The 18071-nt window shown below is 59.6% G+C and carries 20 protein-coding genes; 5 read left to right on the top strand and 15 right to left on the bottom strand.

Annotated elements, in window-relative coordinates; translation table 11 throughout:
* Nucleotides 1-28: 28 nt before the first annotated feature.
* A complete protein-coding gene (locus PSEBG33_RS14915) occupies nucleotides 29-466 on the bottom strand; it encodes a DUF3995 domain-containing protein (protein WP_005787763.1) in 438 nt (145 codons plus the stop codon).
* Between the two features lie 93 nt (nucleotides 467-559).
* Between PSEBG33_RS14915 and PSEBG33_RS14920 the strand changes: the two genes are divergently transcribed.
* Together PSEBG33_RS14920 and PSEBG33_RS14925 are read left to right on the top strand one after the other, a co-directional pair.
* Nucleotides 560-949: a DUF2946 domain-containing protein gene (locus PSEBG33_RS14920; protein WP_005787761.1), complete on the top strand. Its 390-nt coding sequence runs from the start codon at nucleotides 560-562 to the stop codon at nucleotides 947-949.
* Between the two features lie 94 nt (nucleotides 950-1043).
* The gene (locus tag PSEBG33_RS14925) at nucleotides 1044-3170 is read left to right on the top strand and encodes a TonB-dependent receptor (RefSeq protein WP_005787759.1); all 2127 of its coding nucleotides are present in this window, start codon (nucleotides 1044-1046) and stop codon (nucleotides 3168-3170) included.
* Between the two features lie 126 nt (nucleotides 3171-3296).
* Here PSEBG33_RS14925 and PSEBG33_RS14930 read toward each other — a convergent pair whose 3' ends face one another.
* Nucleotides 3297-4304 carry an ABC transporter substrate-binding protein gene (locus PSEBG33_RS14930; protein ID WP_005787756.1) on the bottom strand — a complete coding sequence of 336 codons (1008 nt, stop codon included), beginning with the start codon at nucleotides 4302-4304 and terminating at the stop codon, nucleotides 3297-3299.
* 131 nt (nucleotides 4305-4435) lie between these two features.
* Complete coding sequence (locus PSEBG33_RS14935) at nucleotides 4436-4885, bottom strand: hypothetical protein (protein ID WP_177327419.1); 450 nt, start codon at nucleotides 4883-4885, stop codon at nucleotides 4436-4438.
* A gap of 395 nt (nucleotides 4886-5280) precedes the next feature.
* Between PSEBG33_RS14935 and PSEBG33_RS28720 the strand changes: the two genes are divergently transcribed.
* The 3 genes from PSEBG33_RS28720 to PSEBG33_RS14945 all read left to right on the top strand — a co-directional run bounded on the left by PSEBG33_RS28720 (nucleotide 5281) and on the right by PSEBG33_RS14945 (nucleotide 6205).
* Nucleotides 5281-5556, top strand: a complete 276-nt coding sequence (locus tag PSEBG33_RS28720; protein ID WP_194440557.1) for a hypothetical protein — start codon at nucleotides 5281-5283, stop codon at nucleotides 5554-5556.
* 110 nt (nucleotides 5557-5666) lie between these two features.
* Complete coding sequence (locus PSEBG33_RS14940; RefSeq protein WP_005787750.1) at nucleotides 5667-5897, top strand: hypothetical protein; 231 nt, start codon at nucleotides 5667-5669, stop codon at nucleotides 5895-5897.
* Nucleotides 5898-5968: 71 nt separating this feature from the next.
* Complete coding sequence (locus PSEBG33_RS14945; RefSeq protein WP_005787748.1) at nucleotides 5969-6205, top strand: DUF2789 domain-containing protein; 237 nt, start codon at nucleotides 5969-5971, stop codon at nucleotides 6203-6205.
* Nucleotides 6206-6212: 7 nt separating this feature from the next.
* On the opposite strand, the gene PSEBG33_RS14950 is transcribed toward PSEBG33_RS14945, so the two are convergent.
* From PSEBG33_RS14950 to iolE, 12 genes are all read right to left on the bottom strand, one after another.
* Nucleotides 6213-6416 (bottom strand): hypothetical protein, encoded by a 204-nt coding sequence (locus PSEBG33_RS14950; RefSeq protein ID WP_005787746.1) that lies wholly within the window; start codon nucleotides 6414-6416, stop codon nucleotides 6213-6215.
* Nucleotides 6417-6616: 200 nt separating this feature from the next.
* Nucleotides 6617-7021, bottom strand: a complete 405-nt coding sequence (locus PSEBG33_RS14955; RefSeq protein WP_003191666.1) for a TraR/DksA family transcriptional regulator — start codon at nucleotides 7019-7021, stop codon at nucleotides 6617-6619.
* A 361-nt stretch (nucleotides 7022-7382) separates the two neighbouring features.
* Nucleotides 7383-8405, bottom strand: a complete 1023-nt coding sequence (locus PSEBG33_RS14960; protein WP_003191668.1) for an ABC transporter permease — start codon at nucleotides 8403-8405, stop codon at nucleotides 7383-7385.
* Nucleotides 8406-8431: 26 nt separating this feature from the next.
* Nucleotides 8432-9985, bottom strand: coding sequence for a sugar ABC transporter ATP-binding protein (locus PSEBG33_RS14965; RefSeq protein ID WP_005787739.1), 1554 nt, complete (start codon nucleotides 9983-9985; stop codon nucleotides 8432-8434).
* Between the two features lie 65 nt (nucleotides 9986-10050).
* Entirely contained in the window at nucleotides 10051-10986 is a 936-nt protein-coding gene (locus PSEBG33_RS14970) for a sugar ABC transporter substrate-binding protein (protein ID WP_005787737.1), read from the bottom strand.
* 49 nt (nucleotides 10987-11035) lie between these two features.
* On the bottom strand, nucleotides 11036-11212 hold the full coding sequence (locus PSEBG33_RS29545; protein WP_005787736.1) for a hypothetical protein: 177 nt from the start codon (nucleotides 11210-11212) through the stop codon (nucleotides 11036-11038).
* 126 nt (nucleotides 11213-11338) lie between these two features.
* Nucleotides 11339-12367, bottom strand: coding sequence for a Gfo/Idh/MocA family oxidoreductase (locus PSEBG33_RS14975; protein ID WP_005787734.1), 1029 nt, complete (start codon nucleotides 12365-12367; stop codon nucleotides 11339-11341).
* Between the two features lie 150 nt (nucleotides 12368-12517).
* Nucleotides 12518-13528 (bottom strand): Gfo/Idh/MocA family protein, encoded by a 1011-nt coding sequence (locus PSEBG33_RS14980; protein WP_005787733.1) that lies wholly within the window; start codon nucleotides 13526-13528, stop codon nucleotides 12518-12520.
* A 19-nt stretch (nucleotides 13529-13547) separates the two neighbouring features.
* A complete protein-coding gene (iolD, locus tag PSEBG33_RS14985) occupies nucleotides 13548-15479 on the bottom strand; it encodes a 3D-(3,5/4)-trihydroxycyclohexane-1,2-dione acylhydrolase (decyclizing) (RefSeq protein WP_005787731.1) in 1932 nt (643 codons plus the stop codon).
* Nucleotides 15480-15489: 10 nt separating this feature from the next.
* The gene (locus PSEBG33_RS14990) at nucleotides 15490-16305 is read right to left on the bottom strand and encodes a TIM barrel protein (protein WP_005787730.1); all 816 of its coding nucleotides are present in this window, start codon (nucleotides 16303-16305) and stop codon (nucleotides 15490-15492) included.
* 26 nt (nucleotides 16306-16331) lie between these two features.
* Complete coding sequence (gene iolB / locus PSEBG33_RS14995) at nucleotides 16332-17120, bottom strand: 5-deoxy-glucuronate isomerase (RefSeq protein WP_005787728.1); 789 nt, start codon at nucleotides 17118-17120, stop codon at nucleotides 16332-16334.
* Nucleotides 17121-17123: 3 nt separating this feature from the next.
* The gene (gene iolE / locus PSEBG33_RS15000; protein ID WP_005787726.1) at nucleotides 17124-18011 is read right to left on the bottom strand and encodes a myo-inosose-2 dehydratase; all 888 of its coding nucleotides are present in this window, start codon (nucleotides 18009-18011) and stop codon (nucleotides 17124-17126) included.
* Between the last annotated feature and the right edge of the window lie 60 nt (nucleotides 18012-18071).

Here is an 18071-nt window from a genome sequence, read left to right as displayed (position 1 = left end):
CCTAGCCACAGGTATGGCGCCGAGACCATCAGGTCCACGCCACCACCAACAACCCGGCACCCAACACCAGGCACAACGGCGAGTACAGGTACGTATCCAGGCGTGCAAACCGGGAATTGCCGACCTTCTTGAAAAAACCTACCAGCTCCGAATCGCCAATCGCACGGGCAAACATCAGCACCGCAATCGCGCTGATGCCCCACTGCAACGCACCATGGGACACCGGCGAGAAATACAGCCCGGCGCGCAGGCAAACCAGCAAGGCAATCGCTACCAGCCCCATCGCGACCAGAAAGGTGCCCAGCGCCGACGGCTTGAACGCTGGTCGCGGCCCGCTGGCAAATTCACCAGGCAGTTGCGGAATCGCCGCCAGGCTGCCGAATTTGCCGCCAGCCGCCCAGTAAAGATGCACCATGCTGATAAAGGTAAAAACCCCGACAATCCATCGCGCAATGACAAAACTCATGGCGCACGCTCCCGAAAAATGTGGGAATCAGGATAGTCGCCCTGAGATTTTTTGCAGGCATTTCGTCGGCGGCTGATGGTAAAGTGCCGCCCCATGAAACTCGCCCGTGCCGACCGCTCGCTCATTGCCTGGATGCTCTACTGCTGCGTCCTGTTCAATGTGTTCGCCTGCAGCATTGGTCATGGGCAGATGGTGGGGATGCAGCTCAACGGCATCAGCGGCCAGTTCTGTACGGTGGACCCGCGCACCCAGGCGCCCCTGCCCAGCAACTCCACGGATGAAAGCCTGCCAACCCTGTCGAAGGCCTTTGGTTGCCCGCTGTGTTCTACCGGCGGCATGGGGCCTGCTCTCAACTCCCATCTGAATGTGGCGGTACTGCCACAACCCCATGCGCCACCTGCTGCGGTGGTGCTTGCCGCTGACATCCCTGCCCGTTTCACCTGGCCCACGGCTAACCCGCGCGCGCCACCTGCCTACGCCTGAGCCCTGCGCTTTCTGATCTGTATTGCCGACCGCTTCCGTGAGGAAGGACGGATGGCTGTGCGTTGTTTTCAAGCCAAGTTTTCAGGATTCAACCATGAAACATCTACCCCTATTGGCGGGCCTGTTCGGCTGCCTGCCCGTTTGCGCCTGCGCCCTTGAGCTGGCGCCGACCACCATTGAAGGCGGGCAAAGCGTTGAGCCCGGCCTGGCCCTGGATCAATCCAGCGGCATGGCCTCGCGCCTGGGCCTGAGTGTGCGGGAAACCCCGGCGTCGGTGGCCATCGCCAACCGCAACGATATCGAGCGCCATGGCGCCAGGACCTTTCGCGAGGCGGCCAATACCCTGCCCGGCGTCAACGCCAGCGCGCCGCCCGGGTTTGGTGGGTTTATCTCGTACCGCGGGTTTACCAGCAGCCAGATCACCCAGATGTTCAACGGCATCAATGTCGCCACAGGCCTGGCGCGGCCGGTGGATGCGTGGATCTACGACCGCGTGGAACTGGTCGGCGGCCCCTCCTCCCTGATCAACGGCGCCGGCTCCGTGGGCGGCTCGCTCAATTACGTGACCAAGTTGGCGACCCGTGAAGAACTGGCAGCAGAAGGCCAACTGACCTACGGCAGCTACGACACCGCCGGCATGGCCTTCGGCCTTAATCACGCGCTGACCGAGCCCGGCGCCGATGTGCAGCATTACGCGCGACTGGATGTGAGCCGCAACACCAACCACAGCCACATCGACCGCGCTCAACGAGATGCCTGGAGCGTGGCGTTTTCCCTGCTCAGCGACCTCACGCCCAACCTGTCCCATACCCTGGCCCTGGAATATCAGGATGAGCATGAAGACAGCCCGTATTGGGGCACGCCGGTGCTCAACCCCAAGGCCGGCGAACTGAAGATCGACAAGCACAACCGCTTCAACAACTACAACGTCGCCGACGGGCGTTACGAACAGCGCACGATCTGGGCGCGCTCGATCATCGACTATCGGATCAACGACAGCACCACGCTGAAAAATACCCTCTACCATCTCGACAGCCAGCGCGATTACCGCAACCTGGAGACCTACCAGTACAACGCCGACAACAGCGCGGTGAACCGTTCGACCGCCTATCAGGTGCGGCATCAGGGCGAACAGAACGGCAACCAGTTTGAACTGCGCCATGACACTAGCGTGTTCGGCCTCTCCACCACTTGGTCTAGCGGTTTTGAGTACAAGGTCAACAGCACCACCAACAGCCCCTTGAACGTATCGGGTCGAAGTACCGTCGACCCGAACAACTACAACCCGGGGCACTTCTATGACATCCCCGGCACACGGCCGGGCTTCATCAAGGACAAGACCAACCAGGTCACCACCAAGGCGCTGTTCGTGGAAAACCGCCTGGGGCTCACGGACAAGCTGTCACTGCTGACCGGCCTGCGTTATGACGCTATCGACCTGGACGTGACCAACCACCGCACAATCACCGCTACCAACCCTCGGCACTTCAAGCGCAGTTGGGAGCCAGTAACCGGCCGTGTGGGGCTTACCTATCAGTTTGTTCCGTCGGCCAATGTCTACGTGCAATACAGCACAGCCGTCGAACAGCCCAATACCACCACCCAGGTGTTCGACGTGTCCACCGGCAAGCAGTGGGAGATCGGCAGCAAGTTCGATTACCTGGACGGTCGCGGCTCGGCAACGGTCGCCGTCTACAAGATCGAACGCGAAGACTTTGCCGTCACCGACCCTCAGGACCCCACCAACAGCATCCCGGTGGGCGCGCAGTCATCCAAAGGTATCGAACTGGCCAGCTCACTGCGCATCACGCCAAGGCTGCTGGCCGAAGGCAACTTTGCCTGGGTGGATGCCGAGTACGATGAATTCAATGACAAAGTTGCCAGCGGCGCCGTGGTATCGCGCAAAGGCAATACGCCGACCAATGTGCCCAAGCGCGTGGGCAACCTGTGGTTGACCTACGACTTCTCAGAGGATTGGCAAGGGGGGGTGGATGCGCGCTATGTCGACCAGGTGTATGCCGATTATGCCAACACCCAGACAGTGCCGGCTTACACGCTGTTCGGTACGTTCCTGCGCTACAAGCTGGATGCCCGCACCTCGGTGACCGCGCGCGTGCGCAACTTGACCAATGAGGTGTATGCCGAGTTTGCGCATGTGTCGCCAGCTTACTATCTGGGGTCACCGCGGACCTTCGAGATAGCGGTACAAACGCGATTCTAAATCTGGAATGCAAAAAAATTGTGGGAGGGGGCTTGCTCCCGATGAGGGTGTGTCAGTCAATTTATCTGTGATTGACACTCCGCCATCGGGAGCAAGCCCCCTCCCACATTTTGTTCTGCATTCAGGCTATTTAAGGGCCGTCTCAACCTTCTGGGCTACATCCGGCGTCAACCACGCCTTCCACACCTCAGGATGCTCCTTGAGGAACGCCTGGGCCACGTCCCGTGGCGCGGTGTGGTTTTCGCTCATCTTCGCCAGGGCTTTGTTAAGCGGCTCGATGGGGAACTCGACTTTTTCGAAGAACTGGGTGATCTGCGGATATTGCTGCTGGAACGGCGTCGATACGCCAATGCTCAATTTGGATGCCAGCGAGCGCGTAGGCTTGGGGTCAGTGTTGTCCGCGTCGGTCAGGGTCTTCCATGCATCGGCATCAAACGGCGGCTCTTCCAGCTGGATCAATTTATAGCGCCCCATCAACGGGGTGGGTGACCAGTAATAGAACAGCACCGGCTTGCCCCGGCGGATCGAAGAGGCAATCTCGGCATCCAGTGCTGCGCCCGAACCGCTGCGGAAGTTCACGTAGGTGTCGTCCAGGCCATAGGCCTTGAGCTTCTGTTTGTTGACCACTTCGGACGTCCAGCCGATGGGGCTGTTGAGAAAGCGCCCTTTGCCCGGGGATTCCGGGTCTTTGAATACATCCTTGTAGCGCGCCAGGTCCTGTACGCTTTTCAGGTCCGGCGCCAGGGCCTTGAGGTTTCTGGACGGGTCGCCCTTGACCACGTATTCCGGCACCCACCAGCCTTCAGTGGCGCCTTTGACCGTGTCTCCAAGCCCTACCACTTTGCCTTCGGCTTCAGCCTTGACCCAAACAGGGCTGCGGCCCGCCCACTCTTCGCCGATCACCTGGATGTCGTTCTTGGCCAGGGCGGTTTCCAGGGTGATGGTGGTGCCAGGCAAGGTGTCGGTGGGCATGTCATAACCCTTTTCGACGATAAAGCGCAGTACTTCGGTGATCAGGCTGCCGCTTTCCCAGTTGAGGTCGGCAAAATGCACCGGTGCCTGTGCGGCCGATACCGGCAGTGACAGACTCAGGGCCGTCAGTGACGCGGCCAGCAGTGACTTCAATCCTCTCATGCCTTTGCACCTCGCGTTCTCGCAGTCATGGCAAACGGCTTTGCCGCTAATGCGCGAAGCCTCTGAATAGTTAAGTCAACTCAACTGTAGTAGAGGTTCCGAAAGACAAAGGTGCACAGCGTATTTATCGGTTATTCGCTGGCCTTGAACGTCACCAGTTCACCCTTGCGCCACTTGGCGGCCTTGCCCGTCACGGCCTTGAGGGTTTTGGTCAGCCCTTCCTGCAATTGTTCATGGGCGGCAAATACCAGCATCACGCTATGGCCTTCCTTGAACACAATGCCCTGGCCTTCGTTTGACGATACAAAGGCGTAGTCGCCGAGGCCGTAAACGGTCAACTTGATATCGCGAAACTTGAGTTCGAACTTTCCACCTTCGCGGCTGGGTAAGACAGCCGCACGGAAATGGTCGCCCACCTTGAGTTCCAGGCGTGGCTTGTCATCCACGACCAGTGCCGCTTCGGTATCGATCTCGGCGATGTAGATGCCTTCCGGCGTCTGTTCAGTGACGTAGACAAACCGGGATTGAAACTGTTTGACCAACTTTGCGCGCAAATCACCCAGCACGAATAACGCGTGCATATCCAGATTACTGACTGCCAAGGAAACGCCCCCACATCAAGAAAGCGCTGGCCGCCGAAGCGGGCAGCACAAAAAAACGGCCGTTACGGCACGATCACACATTCGTCAAAAACCTGAAGATAACCCGCAGGCCCCGTACACCCAGCCGCGGTGGACCTAAAGCAAGGTCAGCCGGTGGCACAGCAAATCACAGGTTCAACGACCCGAGAATACGAGTCGACCAACTTCAGAGAATAACCCAGTCAAAAGTGCAGTTTTCCGACACCCGAAACAAAAAATAGACGGGCATGGAACCAGTTGCGAACTACCGACGACAATACTAAAACAGCAAGCCGGGTCAAAACCACCCGAAACGCCAAAGACAGGCTAACAAGATCGATCGACAGGAGCTGAGCATGCAACGACGTCAACACGATGCTATGTCCTTCCACACTCGTTCATCATGTCCAGACGAACGCCAATACTACTGCTTGCATAACCTTGATGGGTACTCCCATTCGGTTCTTTACCAAGTGGTACCGGCCGGAAAGAACTTTTTCCACATTCTTGAAGTGCCCAGTGGCAGGATCAAGGGGTTTCGCAGCGATCACAATAAAGCCTGTGAATTGGCCAAAATGCTTGAAGCCAAGCTGCATGCCCTTTGCGGGGGGCTCGTTTCGTCACCTGGGTGACTTTACTGCGCCTGCGCCCCTCAACAACTGCCATACTGGCCCGTCCATTGAAGTTTGCCCCGTGCGGGTCAGGTTTCATCAGTGCAGTTACCTTGAAGGGAAGGCTATACGTGACGGAATTTGATATTGGCGAATTTTTTATCCACGGCGATGCCAGGGAAGTAGACGGAGAGTTTCAAGCAGTCATTATCATGCGGGCCAAACCACCGCTGACCACCGTAACCGCGCACCAGGTAGAAAAAGACCGTTGGTTCAAGACTGTAGACGCCGCTGCCTTTGCAGCAAAAGAAGCCGCAAAAGCCCTGAAAACCGCCGTGGATTCGGGTGCTCTCAATTCCTGACACTTCGATAGAACTCTAACGCGCCTCAAGCCTCCCATACACAACGATCCTCACTTTGTATGGAGTACCCAATGGACGCGCCAATCCCCACGCTCGAAACCCTGTTTGAACAACTGGGCCTGGACTCAACCCCTGAGGCCATTGATGCCTTCATCGTCGCGCATTCTTTGCCCGAAGACGTGAAGTTGATCGATGCGCCGTTCTGGACGCCCCAACAGGCGCAGTTTCTTAAGGAAGAACTGCGTGAAGACGCTGAGTGGGCCATCCCGGTGGATGAGTTGAATCAGCGCCTGCATCAACCTCACTAGCACGGTCTCAATGCAGGCTGTCTGACTGTTCCATGCGCAACAGCGCTTGCCAGGCAGCCTGACACTCCTGCGCCTCATCACGACTTGCAAAAGCGGTGCCGCGCTGTTCACCATTGAGCAACACTACCCAGCAGGCTTTCTGACCCAAGGCGCGCAGGGTCTCAGGTACACCGCTGCCGATCATCACGGCCACATCGACTTTGTTTTGCATGGAAGTTCTCCGTAGCATTAGTTAGCTGCCTAACAATGTTGGCCATGCTACGGTTTTATTCCAGCTGGAAAAAGCTATCCTGGGAATAGCTTCATTGCATAAACAGCAACAATCCATCGCGCCAGACGCGGGCCGGATGATCTCGGGAGGTTGTTGCAGACGGGGCAGCCAGCTCACTGGCAGGCCCGTCATTCAGCACATCAGGCTTGGCGCTGATGCTTGTCGATCTGCTCGTGGCGCTCTTGGGCTTCGATGCAGTACTTGGTGGTCGGGCTGATCAGCAGGCGCTTGAGGCCGATCGGCTCGCCGCTGTCATCACACCAACCAAAAGAATCTTCCTTGATGCGCTCCAGGGCGCGCTCAAGTTGCGGCAGCATACGCTGGTCGCGATCAATGGCATTTACCAGCCAGGTGCGCTCTTCTTCAACGGAAGCCGCGTCAGCCGGGTCCGCCGGGGTGTCCAGGCTTTCAATGGCGATGCGGTTCTGTTCAATGCGCTCGTGGTGTTCCACCTTCATGTCTTGCAGCAACTTCTCGAAAAAAGCGTGCTGTTCGGCATTCATGTAGTCATCCGCCGGCATGGCCAGCAACTTTTCCTTTGTCATTGATTTCTCTATAAAAAATACGTGCATTAAGGCGAATAAGGGAGCGTTCCGCAAGGCCTGTACAGGTCTCGGAAGGGCGCCGTCCATTTCAAGCGCCACCCGGCACTCAATTTACGAGGGGCGGCAGTCTAAGGCCGACTTGAGAGCGCAGCAACTGAAAAGACAGGCATTTTTTCCCAATTAACCCCCAAAGGCACCAGGACGGGCTTGGCGAACGGTCATCGGAGTGCGTTTATAGCAAGAAATTCAGTGCAGTGGAGCTATATAGAAGACAAACGGTTGAAAGTGGCTGATCCCGGACTAAATGTGGGAGAGGGCTTGCCCCCTCCCACATTTGATCTGATTCGGCCCTTGGATTCACTCAGCGCTTGAGCTTGCGCTTGTTGCGGTACTGGTCGATCACCACTGCCACCACGATGATCAGGCCCTTGATGATGTCCTGGATATACGCATCCACACCCACGAAGGTAAACCCGCTGGCCATCACGCCGAGGATCAGCGCGCCGATCACGGTGCCGGTGATGCGCCCTACCCCGCCCGCCAGGCTGGTGCCGCCGATCACCGCAGCGGCAATCGCATCCAGCTCGTAGGACATGCCCATGCCCGCCTGCCCTGTCGCGGCACGGGCCGAGGCCACCACGCCGGCCAGGCCCGCCAGCAGCCCGGCGATGCTATAGACGATGATCAAGTGGCGCTTGACGTTGATGCCCGAGGTGCGCGCCGCCTGCATATTGCCGCCGATGGCGTAGGTGTACTTGCCGTACTTGGTATAACGCAGCGCGATGTGGAAGATCACCGCCACCACCAAGAAGATGATCACCGGCATGGCACCATGGCCGATGGCCGTGTAGGAATCCGAGAGCATGCTCACCGGCTGGCCTTCGGTGTAGTAACGCGCCAGGCCACGGGCCGAGACCATCATGCCCAGGGTCGCGATAAACGGCGGGATGCCGGTCACCGCGATAATGCTGCCATTGATCGCCCCCGCCAGCAGCCCCACGCCCAGGCCCATCGCCACTGGGATCCACACCGGCAAGTCGGTCAGGGACGGAAACACCGCCCGGGAAAAATCCGAGGTCTGCGCCAGGCTGGCGGCAATCATCGCCGACAAGGCCAGCACCGAGCCGGACGACAAGTCGATGCCCGTAGTAATGATCACCTGGGTCACACCGATAGCCAGCAGGCCGATGATCGAGACTTGCAGAATCATCAGCACCAAGCGCTGGGAGTTCATCAAGAAGCTCTGGTCGCGCACGATCCAGCCGAACAGTTCAAACACCAGGCCGATACCGATCAGCACCAAAAAGATGCTCAGCTCGGTGGGCATGCGTCGACGATTCTTCACCGGTGCCGTCGCCGGCTTGTTGTCTGTTATTGCGTTCATAGCCCATCACCTTCTTATTCTGTAGATCAGTGGACCGCAGACATGCCGGAGGCCAACTGCATGACTTTTTCCTGGGTGGCCTCGGCACGATCCAGGGTGCCCATCAGTTCGCCTTCGTGCATCACCATCACCCGATCGCTCATGCCAAGCACTTCGGGCAGCTCCGAGGAAATCATGATCACCGCCATGCCTTCGCTGGCAAGAAAGGCGATCAAGCGATAGATCTCGGCCTTGGCGCCCACATCGATACCGCGGGTCGGTTCATCCAGGATCAGCAGCCTTGGGTTGGTCATCAGCCAGCGTGCCAGCAGTGCCTTTTGCTGGTTACCGCCCGACAAGGTGTCGATGCATTGCTCCAGGGACGGAGTTTTTACTCGCAGCTTCTTGCACATCTCTTCGCACAGGCCGCGCAGGGCCTTCTGCTGGATAAAGCCGCTGCCCGAATAGTGCGGCAACACCGCCATCTCCATGTTTTCCAGCACCGACAGGCACGGGAACAGGCCGCTGAGCTTGCGATCTTCGGTCAATAGCGCAAAACCTTTCTCGATGGCCATGTGCGGGTCGGTAATGCGCACCGCCTTGCCATCCAGGGTGATTTGCCCACCGGTGCTTGGGGTAATGCCAAAAATGGTTTCCGCCACATTGGTACGCCCAGAGCCCATCAGGCCGGCGATACCGAGAATCTCCCCGGCGTGCAGGTCGAACGAGACGTCCTTGAACACGCCGTCCAGGCTCAGGTCGCGCACCGACAGCAGCAACTCACCTATCGGCGTCTCGCGCACCGGGAACAACTGGCTCAACTCCCGCCCCACCATCATCGAGATCAGGCTGTCGCTGTTCAGGCTGTCGGCACGTTGCAGGCCGATGTACTGGCCGTCGCGGAACACCGCCACTTCATCGGCGATGGCGAACACTTCGTTCATTTTGTGCGTGATATAGACAATACCTTTGCCCTGGGCCTTGAGGTCGGCAATGATCGAAAACAGGTGGGCAACTTCCTTGTCGGTAATGGCCGAGGTGGGTTCATCCATGATCAGGATGTCGGAGTCGTACGAGACCGCCTTGGCAATCTCGACCATCTGCCGTTCGGCGATGCTCAGGTTGCCCACCTGCTCTTCAGGGTCGAGGTTGATGCGCAGGCGCGCCAGCAACTCGGCGGTGCAGCGATGCATTTCGCGGTGGTTGACCATGTGCAGGCTGTTGAGCTGCTCGCGGCCGATCCAGATGTTCTCGGCGATGCTCATATGGGGCATCAGGTTGAGCTCCTGATGGATCATGGCGATCCCGGCCTTTTGCGCCGCCAGCGGCGTTTCGAAGGTAATAGGCTTGCCACGCAGGCGGATTTCCCCGGCGTCGGGCTGGTAGATGCCGGCGATGATCTTCATCAGCGTTGATTTACCCGCGCCGTTCTCGCCCATCAATGCCAGCACCGTGCCGGGGCGCACCCGCAGTTGCACATCGTCCAGGGCGACAACACCAGGAAAGCCTTTGCTGATGTTGAGAATTTCCAGCAGGTAGGGTTCGTCCAGCGGCAACGGCTGGATGCCCGGGGGCTGCGAGGCAGCGGCTTGAGCAAGCATAGGGAGGCACTCCATCTGCAGGGCGGCCGTGACCGCCCTGCCGGCTTATTGTTGTTGTGTCAGGGCTACTTGAAGTCTTTGACGTTGTCCGGGGTGATCAACTGGAACGGGATCACCACGTTCTGCTCCACCGGCTCTTTTTTGGCCATCTTGCGCGCCGCTTCTACGGAACCCACCGCCTGGCCCTTGGCGTCCTGGAAGGCCGAGGCGGCCATGTCACCCTTGGTGATCGCGTTCAAGCCATCCGGCGTACCGTCAACACCGGCAATCAGCACGCTGCCTTTTTCCTTGCCGGCCGATCGCAGGGCCATGGACGCCCCGATCGCCATCTCATCGTTGTTGGCCAGCACCGCATTGAAATCACGCCCCTGGGTCAGCCAGTCGTTGACCAGGGTCATGCCCCGGTCACGCAGCCAGGCGCCGGTCTGCTCCTGCTCGATCTTGATGTCCGGGTACTTGGCCAGCACTTCCTTGACACCCTTGGTGCGGTTGGTGGTGGAGTTGTTCGCCAGGTCACCCAGCAGGATCACGACCTTGCCCTTGCCGCCGAGTTTTTCGGCGATGTATTGCATTTGCAGGCGCCCGGCCTCGACGTCATCGGAGGTCACTGCCACCACGTCCTTGGGCAAGTCTTTCTGGTCCGGGCGGCGGTTGACGAACACCAGCGGAATGCCCGCCTTGGTCGCAGCCGCAATGATGTTCTTGGTCGAAGCGGTATCGACCGGGTTGACGATAATGGCGTCGACTTTCTGGCTGATAAAGTTCTCGACCTGGCTCAATTGCTTGACCACATCGGCCCGCGCGTCTTCAAACTGCAATTGCACGCCATCGCCCTTGGGGTAGGACTTGGCTTGCTTGTCCATGTCTTCGCGCAGATAGGTGAGGAAGGTGTCATCGAACGCAGACATCGTGACGCCCACCTTCAGATCGGCGGCGCCGGCAACGCCACTGGCCAGCAGCATGGACAGGGCCAGCGCGGTAAAACGGATCGGGGTCTTCATGAACGGTCTGTCTCCACTTTTTTGTTGGTTTTTTTCGACGTTGCGTTTATCAGGACTCGGCTGTCAGTCGCACCACTGGCGCCCCTGGAATGCAGCACACCAGCGCGCCCTGGTTTTCGACGCACAGCACGTTAAGGAAGGAGAAGTAGAACGGCCGGGCGCGGGGCAGTCCGCGTGGCGCTTGGGCGGGGCGTAAAACTCGAAGTACAGCGTTGAAGATTTTCATCTGACGGTACCTGGTTGTTTTTGATCTTGTTTTTGTTGAGTCGCCCGCTGGGTCCGGGACGTACTTTATGCAACCTGGAAACGACTGTATTAGAAAATAATTTCCATATCAACCTGTTTTAGAATTTTATTCTATTTTTGTCGAAACCACTTGCAGGCGCTCGGCGCTCAGGCGTGCGGCGTCCAATATACGGGTGGTTTCCAGCGCGTCATAGGCGCTTACCGGCAGCGGCCCCTGCCCTTGCACCGCCAACTGCAACTGGCGATAGAACTGTGTCCAGCAGCCCTTCTCCGACGGCACCCGCTCGCGCTCCGAGCCTTGTTCGAACCAGCCCCAGCGTCGATGCTCCTCCGCGCCCCAGTGCTCGCCTTCGGTCTTCGGCGATTTACCGGCGATCAGCGCTTCTTCCTGGCCATCCAACCCTTCGACGGTGTAGCAACCCAAGGTGCCACTGACACGAAAGCGCGGCGCCTGGCTGTTCTGCAAGGCGTTGCCCCACAGGTGGGAAATCACGCCGTTGGCGTGGCTCAGGGAAACAAAAAAGCCGTGATCCACGCTGGGGTGTTCAGGGGTGTAGTGCAGTTGGGCGAACACTCGGTCCACCGGGCCGAACAGTTGCAGCGCCTGATCGACCAAGTGGCTGCCCAGGTCACGCAGCCAGCCGCCGCCGCTGGCATTGCCCACGGCTTGTGGGCTGTAGCGTTCTACACGAGATTCAAAGCGGGTGATGGTGCCCAGCGCGCCGGCATCGATGAGTTTGCGCAGAGTCAGGTAATCCGAGTCCCAGCGCCGGTTCTGGTAGACGCTGAGCAGCGAGCCCTGGCGCTCGGCGGCAGTAATCAGGGCTTGGGCTTGTTCGGCGTTGGCCGCAAAGGGTTTGTCGCTGACCACCGCCACGCCGTGTTCGATGGCTTCCAGTACCAACGCCGGGCGACCTTTGAGGGTGGTGGAAATCACCAGGGCGTCGACGCCGGCTTCGACTATCTGGCCAATGGAGTCGAAGGCCTTGACACCTGGAAGATCAGTACTCAATTGCTGGCGACGTTCGGGTGAACGCGTCACCACGCCGACAAAGGTGGCCCCAGGCAGGGTGGCGATCAGCGGCGCATGAAAAAAGCGCCCGCCGTGGCCGTAGCCCACTAGTCCGATTCGCATGCTCAACTCCAGAATTGATTTGGGAACCCAAGCAACTGTGGGAGCTGGCTTGCCTGCGATAGCAGTGTGTCAGGCACTGAATCTGCCACTGATAGACCGCTATCGCAGGCAAGCCAGCTCCCACAATGTTAACCACATTTCTTCAGTGAGTTAGCCGTAGAAGTGTGGGCGATCCGGCAAGCTCACCAGCACAATCTGCCCGCTGCCCTGGGCTTCAATACACGCATCCGCCGCCACCGCCGCCGCATACCCATCCCACGCCGACGGCCCGCCGACCTGCCCAGCCCGTACGCTGTCGATAAACGCCTGCAACTCCACGTCATAGGCACCGATAAAGCGATCCTTCCAATCCATCAGGATCGCATTGGACAGCTTCGCACCGCTGCGCAGTTGCACCTGGGACGGCTCCGGCAACTTGGCGATGCCGGTCTCACCCACCACTTCGCACTGGATGTCGTAGCCGTATTGGCAGTTCACAAATACCTCCACGTCGATACGCGTGCCCTTGGCAGTTTTCAGCAGCACGATCTGCGGGTCGCGCAGGTGGGCCAGGGCCTTGCTGGTCTTGCGCGGGAACACCACCTGCACGGACACATAGTCGTCATTGAGCAGCCAACGCAGCACGTCCAGTTCGTGGATCAGGGTGTCGGTGATCGCCATGTCGGTGTTGTAATTCTCGCCCACCGTCGGGTTACGGTGCGCGCAATGCAGCATCAACGGCTCACCGATCTGGCCGCTGTCGATCACGGCTTTCAAGGCACGATAGCCTTCGTCATACGGACGCATGAAGCCCACCTGCACCAGGCGCTTGCCATGGGCCACTTCGGCCTCGACGATCTTGCGACAACCTTCGGCGGTGACCGCCAGAGGTTTTTCACAGAACACCGGTTTGCCGGCGGCGATGGCGGCCAGCACGAATTCTTCGTGGCTCGGGCCCCATGAGGTCACAAGGATCGCTTCGACCTCTGGCGAGTTGATCAGCGCATGGCCGTCCGGGTACACCTCGGCGTCCAGCTTCAAGTCCGCCACCACCTGCGCGGCCTGCGCAAGGTTGATATCAGTGACCGCCACCACCTGGCTGTTGAGCAAGGTCTGGCTGCAACGACGGATATGGTTCCGGCCAATGGCGCCCGTACCAATCACTCCAAGCTTCAAAGACATGTAAACACTCCTCTTGTTGTTAGTACTGCCGGGCCTTGGCCAGGTGCTCATTGAGTTTTTTTGCCGCTGCATTCGTGCGTTCACTGGTGGACACCTGCGCCACACCTACCCGCCACCACGACAGGTAGCCGTGGACCATGGTCTTGGGCAGAACCTTGATATCGATCAGCGTCGAGACGGTTTGCGTGCGCGCATCGGCCAGGGCCGCTTCCAGCTGCTCTATCGTGCTGACCTTGTAGGTCTTGCAACCATAAGCCGCCGCACTCATGGCGAAATCCACCGGCACCAGGCCGCCGTCGAGCTTGCCGCTCTCGGGGTTGCGGAAGCGAAATTCGGTGCCGAAGCTGTCCATGCCATTGCCGATTTGCAGGTTGTTGATGCAACCGAAGGCCATGTTGTCGAGGAGCACCACGTTGATCTTGCGCCGTTCCTGGATCGAGGTGGCCAGCTCCGAGTGCAGCATCATGTAGGAGCCGTCACCGACCAGGGCGTAGACCTCTTTGGTCGGCTCGGCGAGCTTCACGCCCAGGGCGGCATTGATCTCGTAGCCCATGCACGAATAGCCGTATTCGACGTGATAGGTATTGACGCCCTTGCTGCGCCAGGCGCGCTGCAAGTCCCCGGGCAGGCTGCCGGCGGCGGCGACGATGATCGCATCGTCGGCCAGAACCTGGTTGAGCACACCCAGTACGCGGCTTTGGGTCAGGCAGGAGCCGGTCAGCTCGATAAACTCGCGCAGTACGGCGCGGTCCAGCAGGTCGTCAACTTCCGGCACAAAATCATCGCCTGAGTATTGCACCTGATGCACGCGATCCACTTCGGCATCCAGTTGCGCCTTGGCGTCAGCGATCTGCTCGCCCCAGCCGAAACGGTAATCGCCGAGGGCATCGGCCAGCACTTCAAGCGCGACTCTGGCGTCCGCCACCACTTGCACACCGTCCAGCTTCAACGCGTCGCAGGCGCTGACATTGAGGTTGAGAAAAGTCACCTCGGGGTGCTTGAACAACGATTTCGATGAGGTCGTGAAGTCGGTATACCGCGTGCCGATGCCGATGATCAGGTCCGCCTCGGGGGCCAGCAGGTTCGCCGCCAGGCAGCCGGTTTCGCCGATGCCGCCGACGTTCAGTGCATGGCTGGAGACCACCGCGCTTTTACCGGCCTGGGTTTCGGCAAAGGGAATCTCAAAGCGCTCGGCAAAGGCTTGCAGCGCCGCATTGGCGCCGGAGTACTTCACCCCGCCGCCACAAATGATCAGCGGTTTGCGCTTGCCGCGAAACGCCGCCAGCGCATCGCCGATCATCGCGGCGGTGGCCGGGCGCCGGTCGATACGGTGCACGCGCTTTTGCAGGAAGTAGTCGGGATAGTCCCAGGCCTCGGCCTGCACATCCTGGGGCAACGCCAATGTCACCGCGCCGGTTTCGGCGGGGTCGGTGAGCACGCGCATGGCGTGGATCGCCGCCGTCATCAACTGTTCGGGGCGGTTGATGCGGTCCCAGTATTTGCTCACGGCGCGGAACGCGTCGTTGGTGCTGATGCTCAGGTCGTGGAACTGCTCGATCTGCTGCAGCACCGGGTCGGGCTGGCGGCTGGCGTAGACATCGCCGGGCAACAGCAGCAGCGGTATGCGGTTGGCCGTGGCGGTGGCTGCGGCAGTGAGCATATTCGCAGCGCCAGGGCCGACCGAGGCCGTGCACGCATAGATCTTGCGGCGCAGGTGCTGCTTGGCAAACCCGATGGCGGCATGGGCCATGCCTTGTTCGTTGCGGCCCTGGTGCACCACCAGGTCGCCGCTGTCCTGCTCAAGCGCCTGGCCAAGGCCCAACACATTGCCATGCCCGAAAATAGTGAACACCCCGGCAACGAACTTGCTCTGTACGCCGTCGACTTCGATGTATTGGTTATCCAGAAACTTCACCAGGGCCTGGGCCATGGTCAATCGTGTGGTGCTCATGTCGCGCCCCTTATCGTTTTTGCAGGTGGGCGATGCTTGCCCCCAATGCCTGCCGGATATCCGCCAACCCATGCACGCTTTCGGCAAACGGCTCGAACGACAGATAGCCGCTGTAGCCGGTGCTCAGCAAGGTGTCGATCTGCGCCGCATTCCCGAGAATATCGTCCTCGCCCACCAGCACGCGGTGGCCGTCGCGGATTGAGTCAAGCGGCGCCTCGCGGTCTTCCACCCCGGAGATATGCACCAGCCCGGTCAGTTCCGGGAAGAACTCATGCTCGCCGGCCAAATGATGGTGAAAGGTGTCATGCACCACACGAAATACATCCAGGCCACCGATGGCCTTGATTGCATCCACTGCCACGCGCTTGCGGCGCAGGGCGGATACTGCGAAGCCCAGGGGTTCGATGAAACCGAGAATCCCGTACTCACGCAGGATCAACGCCAGTTCGCTCAACGCGGTGCGCAAACCAGCGGCGCGCTGCGCGTCGTTACGCGTATCGCCAGGCTGATTGAACGGGCACATCACCAGGCCCTGGGCCCCGCACTCACGGGCGTAGGTGGCCAGTTCGATTGCCTGAGCGCGGCGTTCGTCGTTCCACACATCAAAAGGGTACAGCGCGTTGATCGACAGCACCTTGATGCCCTGCGCCGCGCACAACTCACGCACGCGGGCGGCGGACATGCCGTATTCGATTTCGCGGTTTTTGAGGTCGTTGCGAATCTCGATGGCATCGCACTGGAGGGCTTTGGCCAGCTGGATAAAATCCGCCAGGGGCAAGTCAGGCGCGACCATACGGTTAAGGGCAAAACGTAGCGGCGACTTCATTGTTGTTGTTCTCCGTCCAAAACCGTTTAAAGGTCCAGCAGCCAACTGTGCTGCGGGTCGTTATGGAAATGCCAGGCGCGCTTGGGGCCGGCCATGACATTGAGGTAATAAGACTCGTAGCCATACGGCACGCTGACCGGGTGATACCCCTTGGGCACCACCACCAGGTCGCTGTTTTCCACGGCCATGGCCTGGTCGATGCTGCGGTCATCGGTGTACACGCGCTGGAACACAAAGCCCTGGGGTGGATTGACCTGGTGGTAGTAGGTTTCTTCCAGAAAGCTCTGGTGCGGCAGGTCATCGGTATCGTGTTTGTGAGGCGGGTAACTTGAGGAATGCCCTGACGGTGTGCGCACTTCCACCACCAGCAGCGAATGGGCCGGCTCGCTGTCGGGCAGGATGTCGCAGACGTAGCGGGTGTTGGCGCCTTTGCCGCGCACACTGCGTTTGCACTGCTCGGGGCGGATCAGGCGCGGGGCAAAACCCGCCGCACCCGGCGCCGCACACACGGCAATCTGTACATCGCTCAGGGCCGTGACCTGGGCGTCGGTGCCCGGCGGCAAATAGGCGGCGAACGGTGATTTGTCTTCGAACACCGACTGGCGATCACCCAGGTTCTGCCAATTGAAGCCTTCGCCTTCGATATTCACCCGACCGCTGAGCAGTACCAGGCACAGCTCCTGATCACCCGCGCTGACCGGCAAGGTTTCGCCCAGGCTCAAGCGGTAAGCGGCGAAGCCTACGTACTCCAGGCGCCCCGCCTCCAGGGCAACCATGGTTTGCCCACGTTTGCTGCTTTTGACCAACAAGCTCATCACTCAAACCCTCTCGTTGAGAAGCGCACGCAAGGTGTCATAGCCCTTCTTCGCGTAGATATAACTGGGCGCCACGGCCGGGTCCTGCTCGGCTTCCACCACCAGCCAGCCTGTGTAGTTCGCAGCCAGCAGCACGTCCAGTAACGGTGCAAAGTCGATATCGCCGTCCCCGGGCACGGTGAAAGTGCCGTTGACGATGCAATCGGGAAAACTCCACATCTGATTGCGCGCCAATTGCACCACGGGTTTGCGCACGTCCTTGAAATGCACATGGCAAACGCGGTCGATGTGCTTGCGCAACACCTCGATGGGTTCGCCGCCGCCCATGTAGCAGTGGCCCGAATCGAACAACAGGCCGACTTCCGGCCCCGTGCGTTTCATCAACTGGTCGATGTCTTCGGGAGACTCGACGTAGGCGCCCATATGGTGGTGGTAGGCCAGGCGCACGCCTTGAGACAAGGTGAAACGCGCCAGCTCGGTGAGCTTGTCGGCGTACGCCTGCCAGGCCTGTTCGCTATGAAAACGCGGACGCTCTATCAGGCGAATGCGTGAACCCTGGATCGAATCGGCGACTTCGCCGTACACCAGTACGTTGGCACCGTTTTGTTTGAGCAGTTCGACATGGCCGGCAATGGCCTCGATCTCCTCGGCCACCGAACGACGGGCCAGGCGGCTGGAGTACCAGCCCGAGACCAGCGCCAGGTCATAGGGACGCAGCACGTCGCCGACGCCCTTGGCATCCTTGGGAAACTTGCCATTGAGTTCAAAACCTTCGTAGCCGATGTCCTTGCCTTCACTCAAGGCCGTGCTCAGCGGCGTTTCACCGCCAAGGGCCGGGAGGTCGTCGTTGCTCCAGGAGATCGGGTTGATGCCAATTCGGATTGCGGGCATGGCTGCACCTTTTATTGTTTTCTCTAGAGATCACTGAGATCTGCTTTATGTGGGAGGGGG

Source organism: Pseudomonas synxantha BG33R (genome assembly GCF_000263715.2).
In the GTDB taxonomy this organism is placed as follows: domain Bacteria; phylum Pseudomonadota; class Gammaproteobacteria; order Pseudomonadales; family Pseudomonadaceae; genus Aquipseudomonas; species Aquipseudomonas synxantha_A.
Note: the sequence above shows the minus strand (reverse complement) of the source record. Positions and strands in the feature narration are given on the sequence as shown.

Bases quoted from the DNA above. Each gene is read 5' to 3' on its own strand.
- PSEBG33_RS28720 (WP_194440557.1), top strand. From the start codon at position 5,281: ATGCAACGACGTCAACACGATGCTATGTCCTTCCACACTCGTTCATCA.
- PSEBG33_RS14930 (WP_005787756.1), bottom strand. From the start codon at position 4,304: ATGAGAGGATTGAAGTCACTGCTGGCCGCGTCACTGACGGCCCTGAGT.
- PSEBG33_RS14945 (WP_005787748.1), top strand. From the start codon at position 5,969: ATGGACGCGCCAATCCCCACGCTCGAAACCCTGTTTGAACAACTGGGC.
- PSEBG33_RS14925 (WP_005787759.1), top strand. From the start codon at position 1,044: ATGAAACATCTACCCCTATTGGCGGGCCTGTTCGGCTGCCTGCCCGTT.
- PSEBG33_RS14935 (WP_177327419.1), bottom strand. From the start codon at position 4,885: ATGCACGCGTTATTCGTGCTGGGTGATTTGCGCGCAAAGTTGGTCAAA.
- PSEBG33_RS14975 (WP_005787734.1), bottom strand. From the start codon at position 12,367: ATGCGAATCGGACTAGTGGGCTACGGCCACGGCGGGCGCTTTTTTCAT.
- PSEBG33_RS14920 (WP_005787761.1), top strand. From the start codon at position 560: ATGAAACTCGCCCGTGCCGACCGCTCGCTCATTGCCTGGATGCTCTAC.
- PSEBG33_RS14980 (WP_005787733.1), bottom strand. From the start codon at position 13,528: ATGTCTTTGAAGCTTGGAGTGATTGGTACGGGCGCCATTGGCCGGAAC.
- PSEBG33_RS14960 (WP_003191668.1), bottom strand. From the start codon at position 8,405: ATGAACGCAATAACAGACAACAAGCCGGCGACGGCACCGGTGAAGAAT.
- PSEBG33_RS14915 (WP_005787763.1), bottom strand. From the start codon at position 466: ATGAGTTTTGTCATTGCGCGATGGATTGTCGGGGTTTTTACCTTTATC.
- PSEBG33_RS14955 (WP_003191666.1), bottom strand. From the start codon at position 7,021: ATGACAAAGGAAAAGTTGCTGGCCATGCCGGCGGATGACTACATGAAT.
- PSEBG33_RS14970 (WP_005787737.1), bottom strand. From the start codon at position 10,986: ATGAAGACCCCGATCCGTTTTACCGCGCTGGCCCTGTCCATGCTGCTG.
- iolD (WP_005787731.1), bottom strand. From the start codon at position 15,479: ATGAGCACCACACGATTGACCATGGCCCAGGCCCTGGTGAAGTTTCTG.
- PSEBG33_RS29545 (WP_005787736.1), bottom strand. From the start codon at position 11,212: ATGAAAATCTTCAACGCTGTACTTCGAGTTTTACGCCCCGCCCAAGCG.
- iolE (WP_005787726.1), bottom strand. From the start codon at position 18,011: ATGCCCGCAATCCGAATTGGCATCAACCCGATCTCCTGGAGCAACGAC.
- PSEBG33_RS14990 (WP_005787730.1), bottom strand. From the start codon at position 16,305: ATGAAGTCGCCGCTACGTTTTGCCCTTAACCGTATGGTCGCGCCTGAC.
- iolB (WP_005787728.1), bottom strand. From the start codon at position 17,120: ATGAGCTTGTTGGTCAAAAGCAGCAAACGTGGGCAAACCATGGTTGCC.
- PSEBG33_RS14965 (WP_005787739.1), bottom strand. From the start codon at position 9,985: ATGCTTGCTCAAGCCGCTGCCTCGCAGCCCCCGGGCATCCAGCCGTTG.
- PSEBG33_RS14950 (WP_005787746.1), bottom strand. From the start codon at position 6,416: ATGCAAAACAAAGTCGATGTGGCCGTGATGATCGGCAGCGGTGTACCT.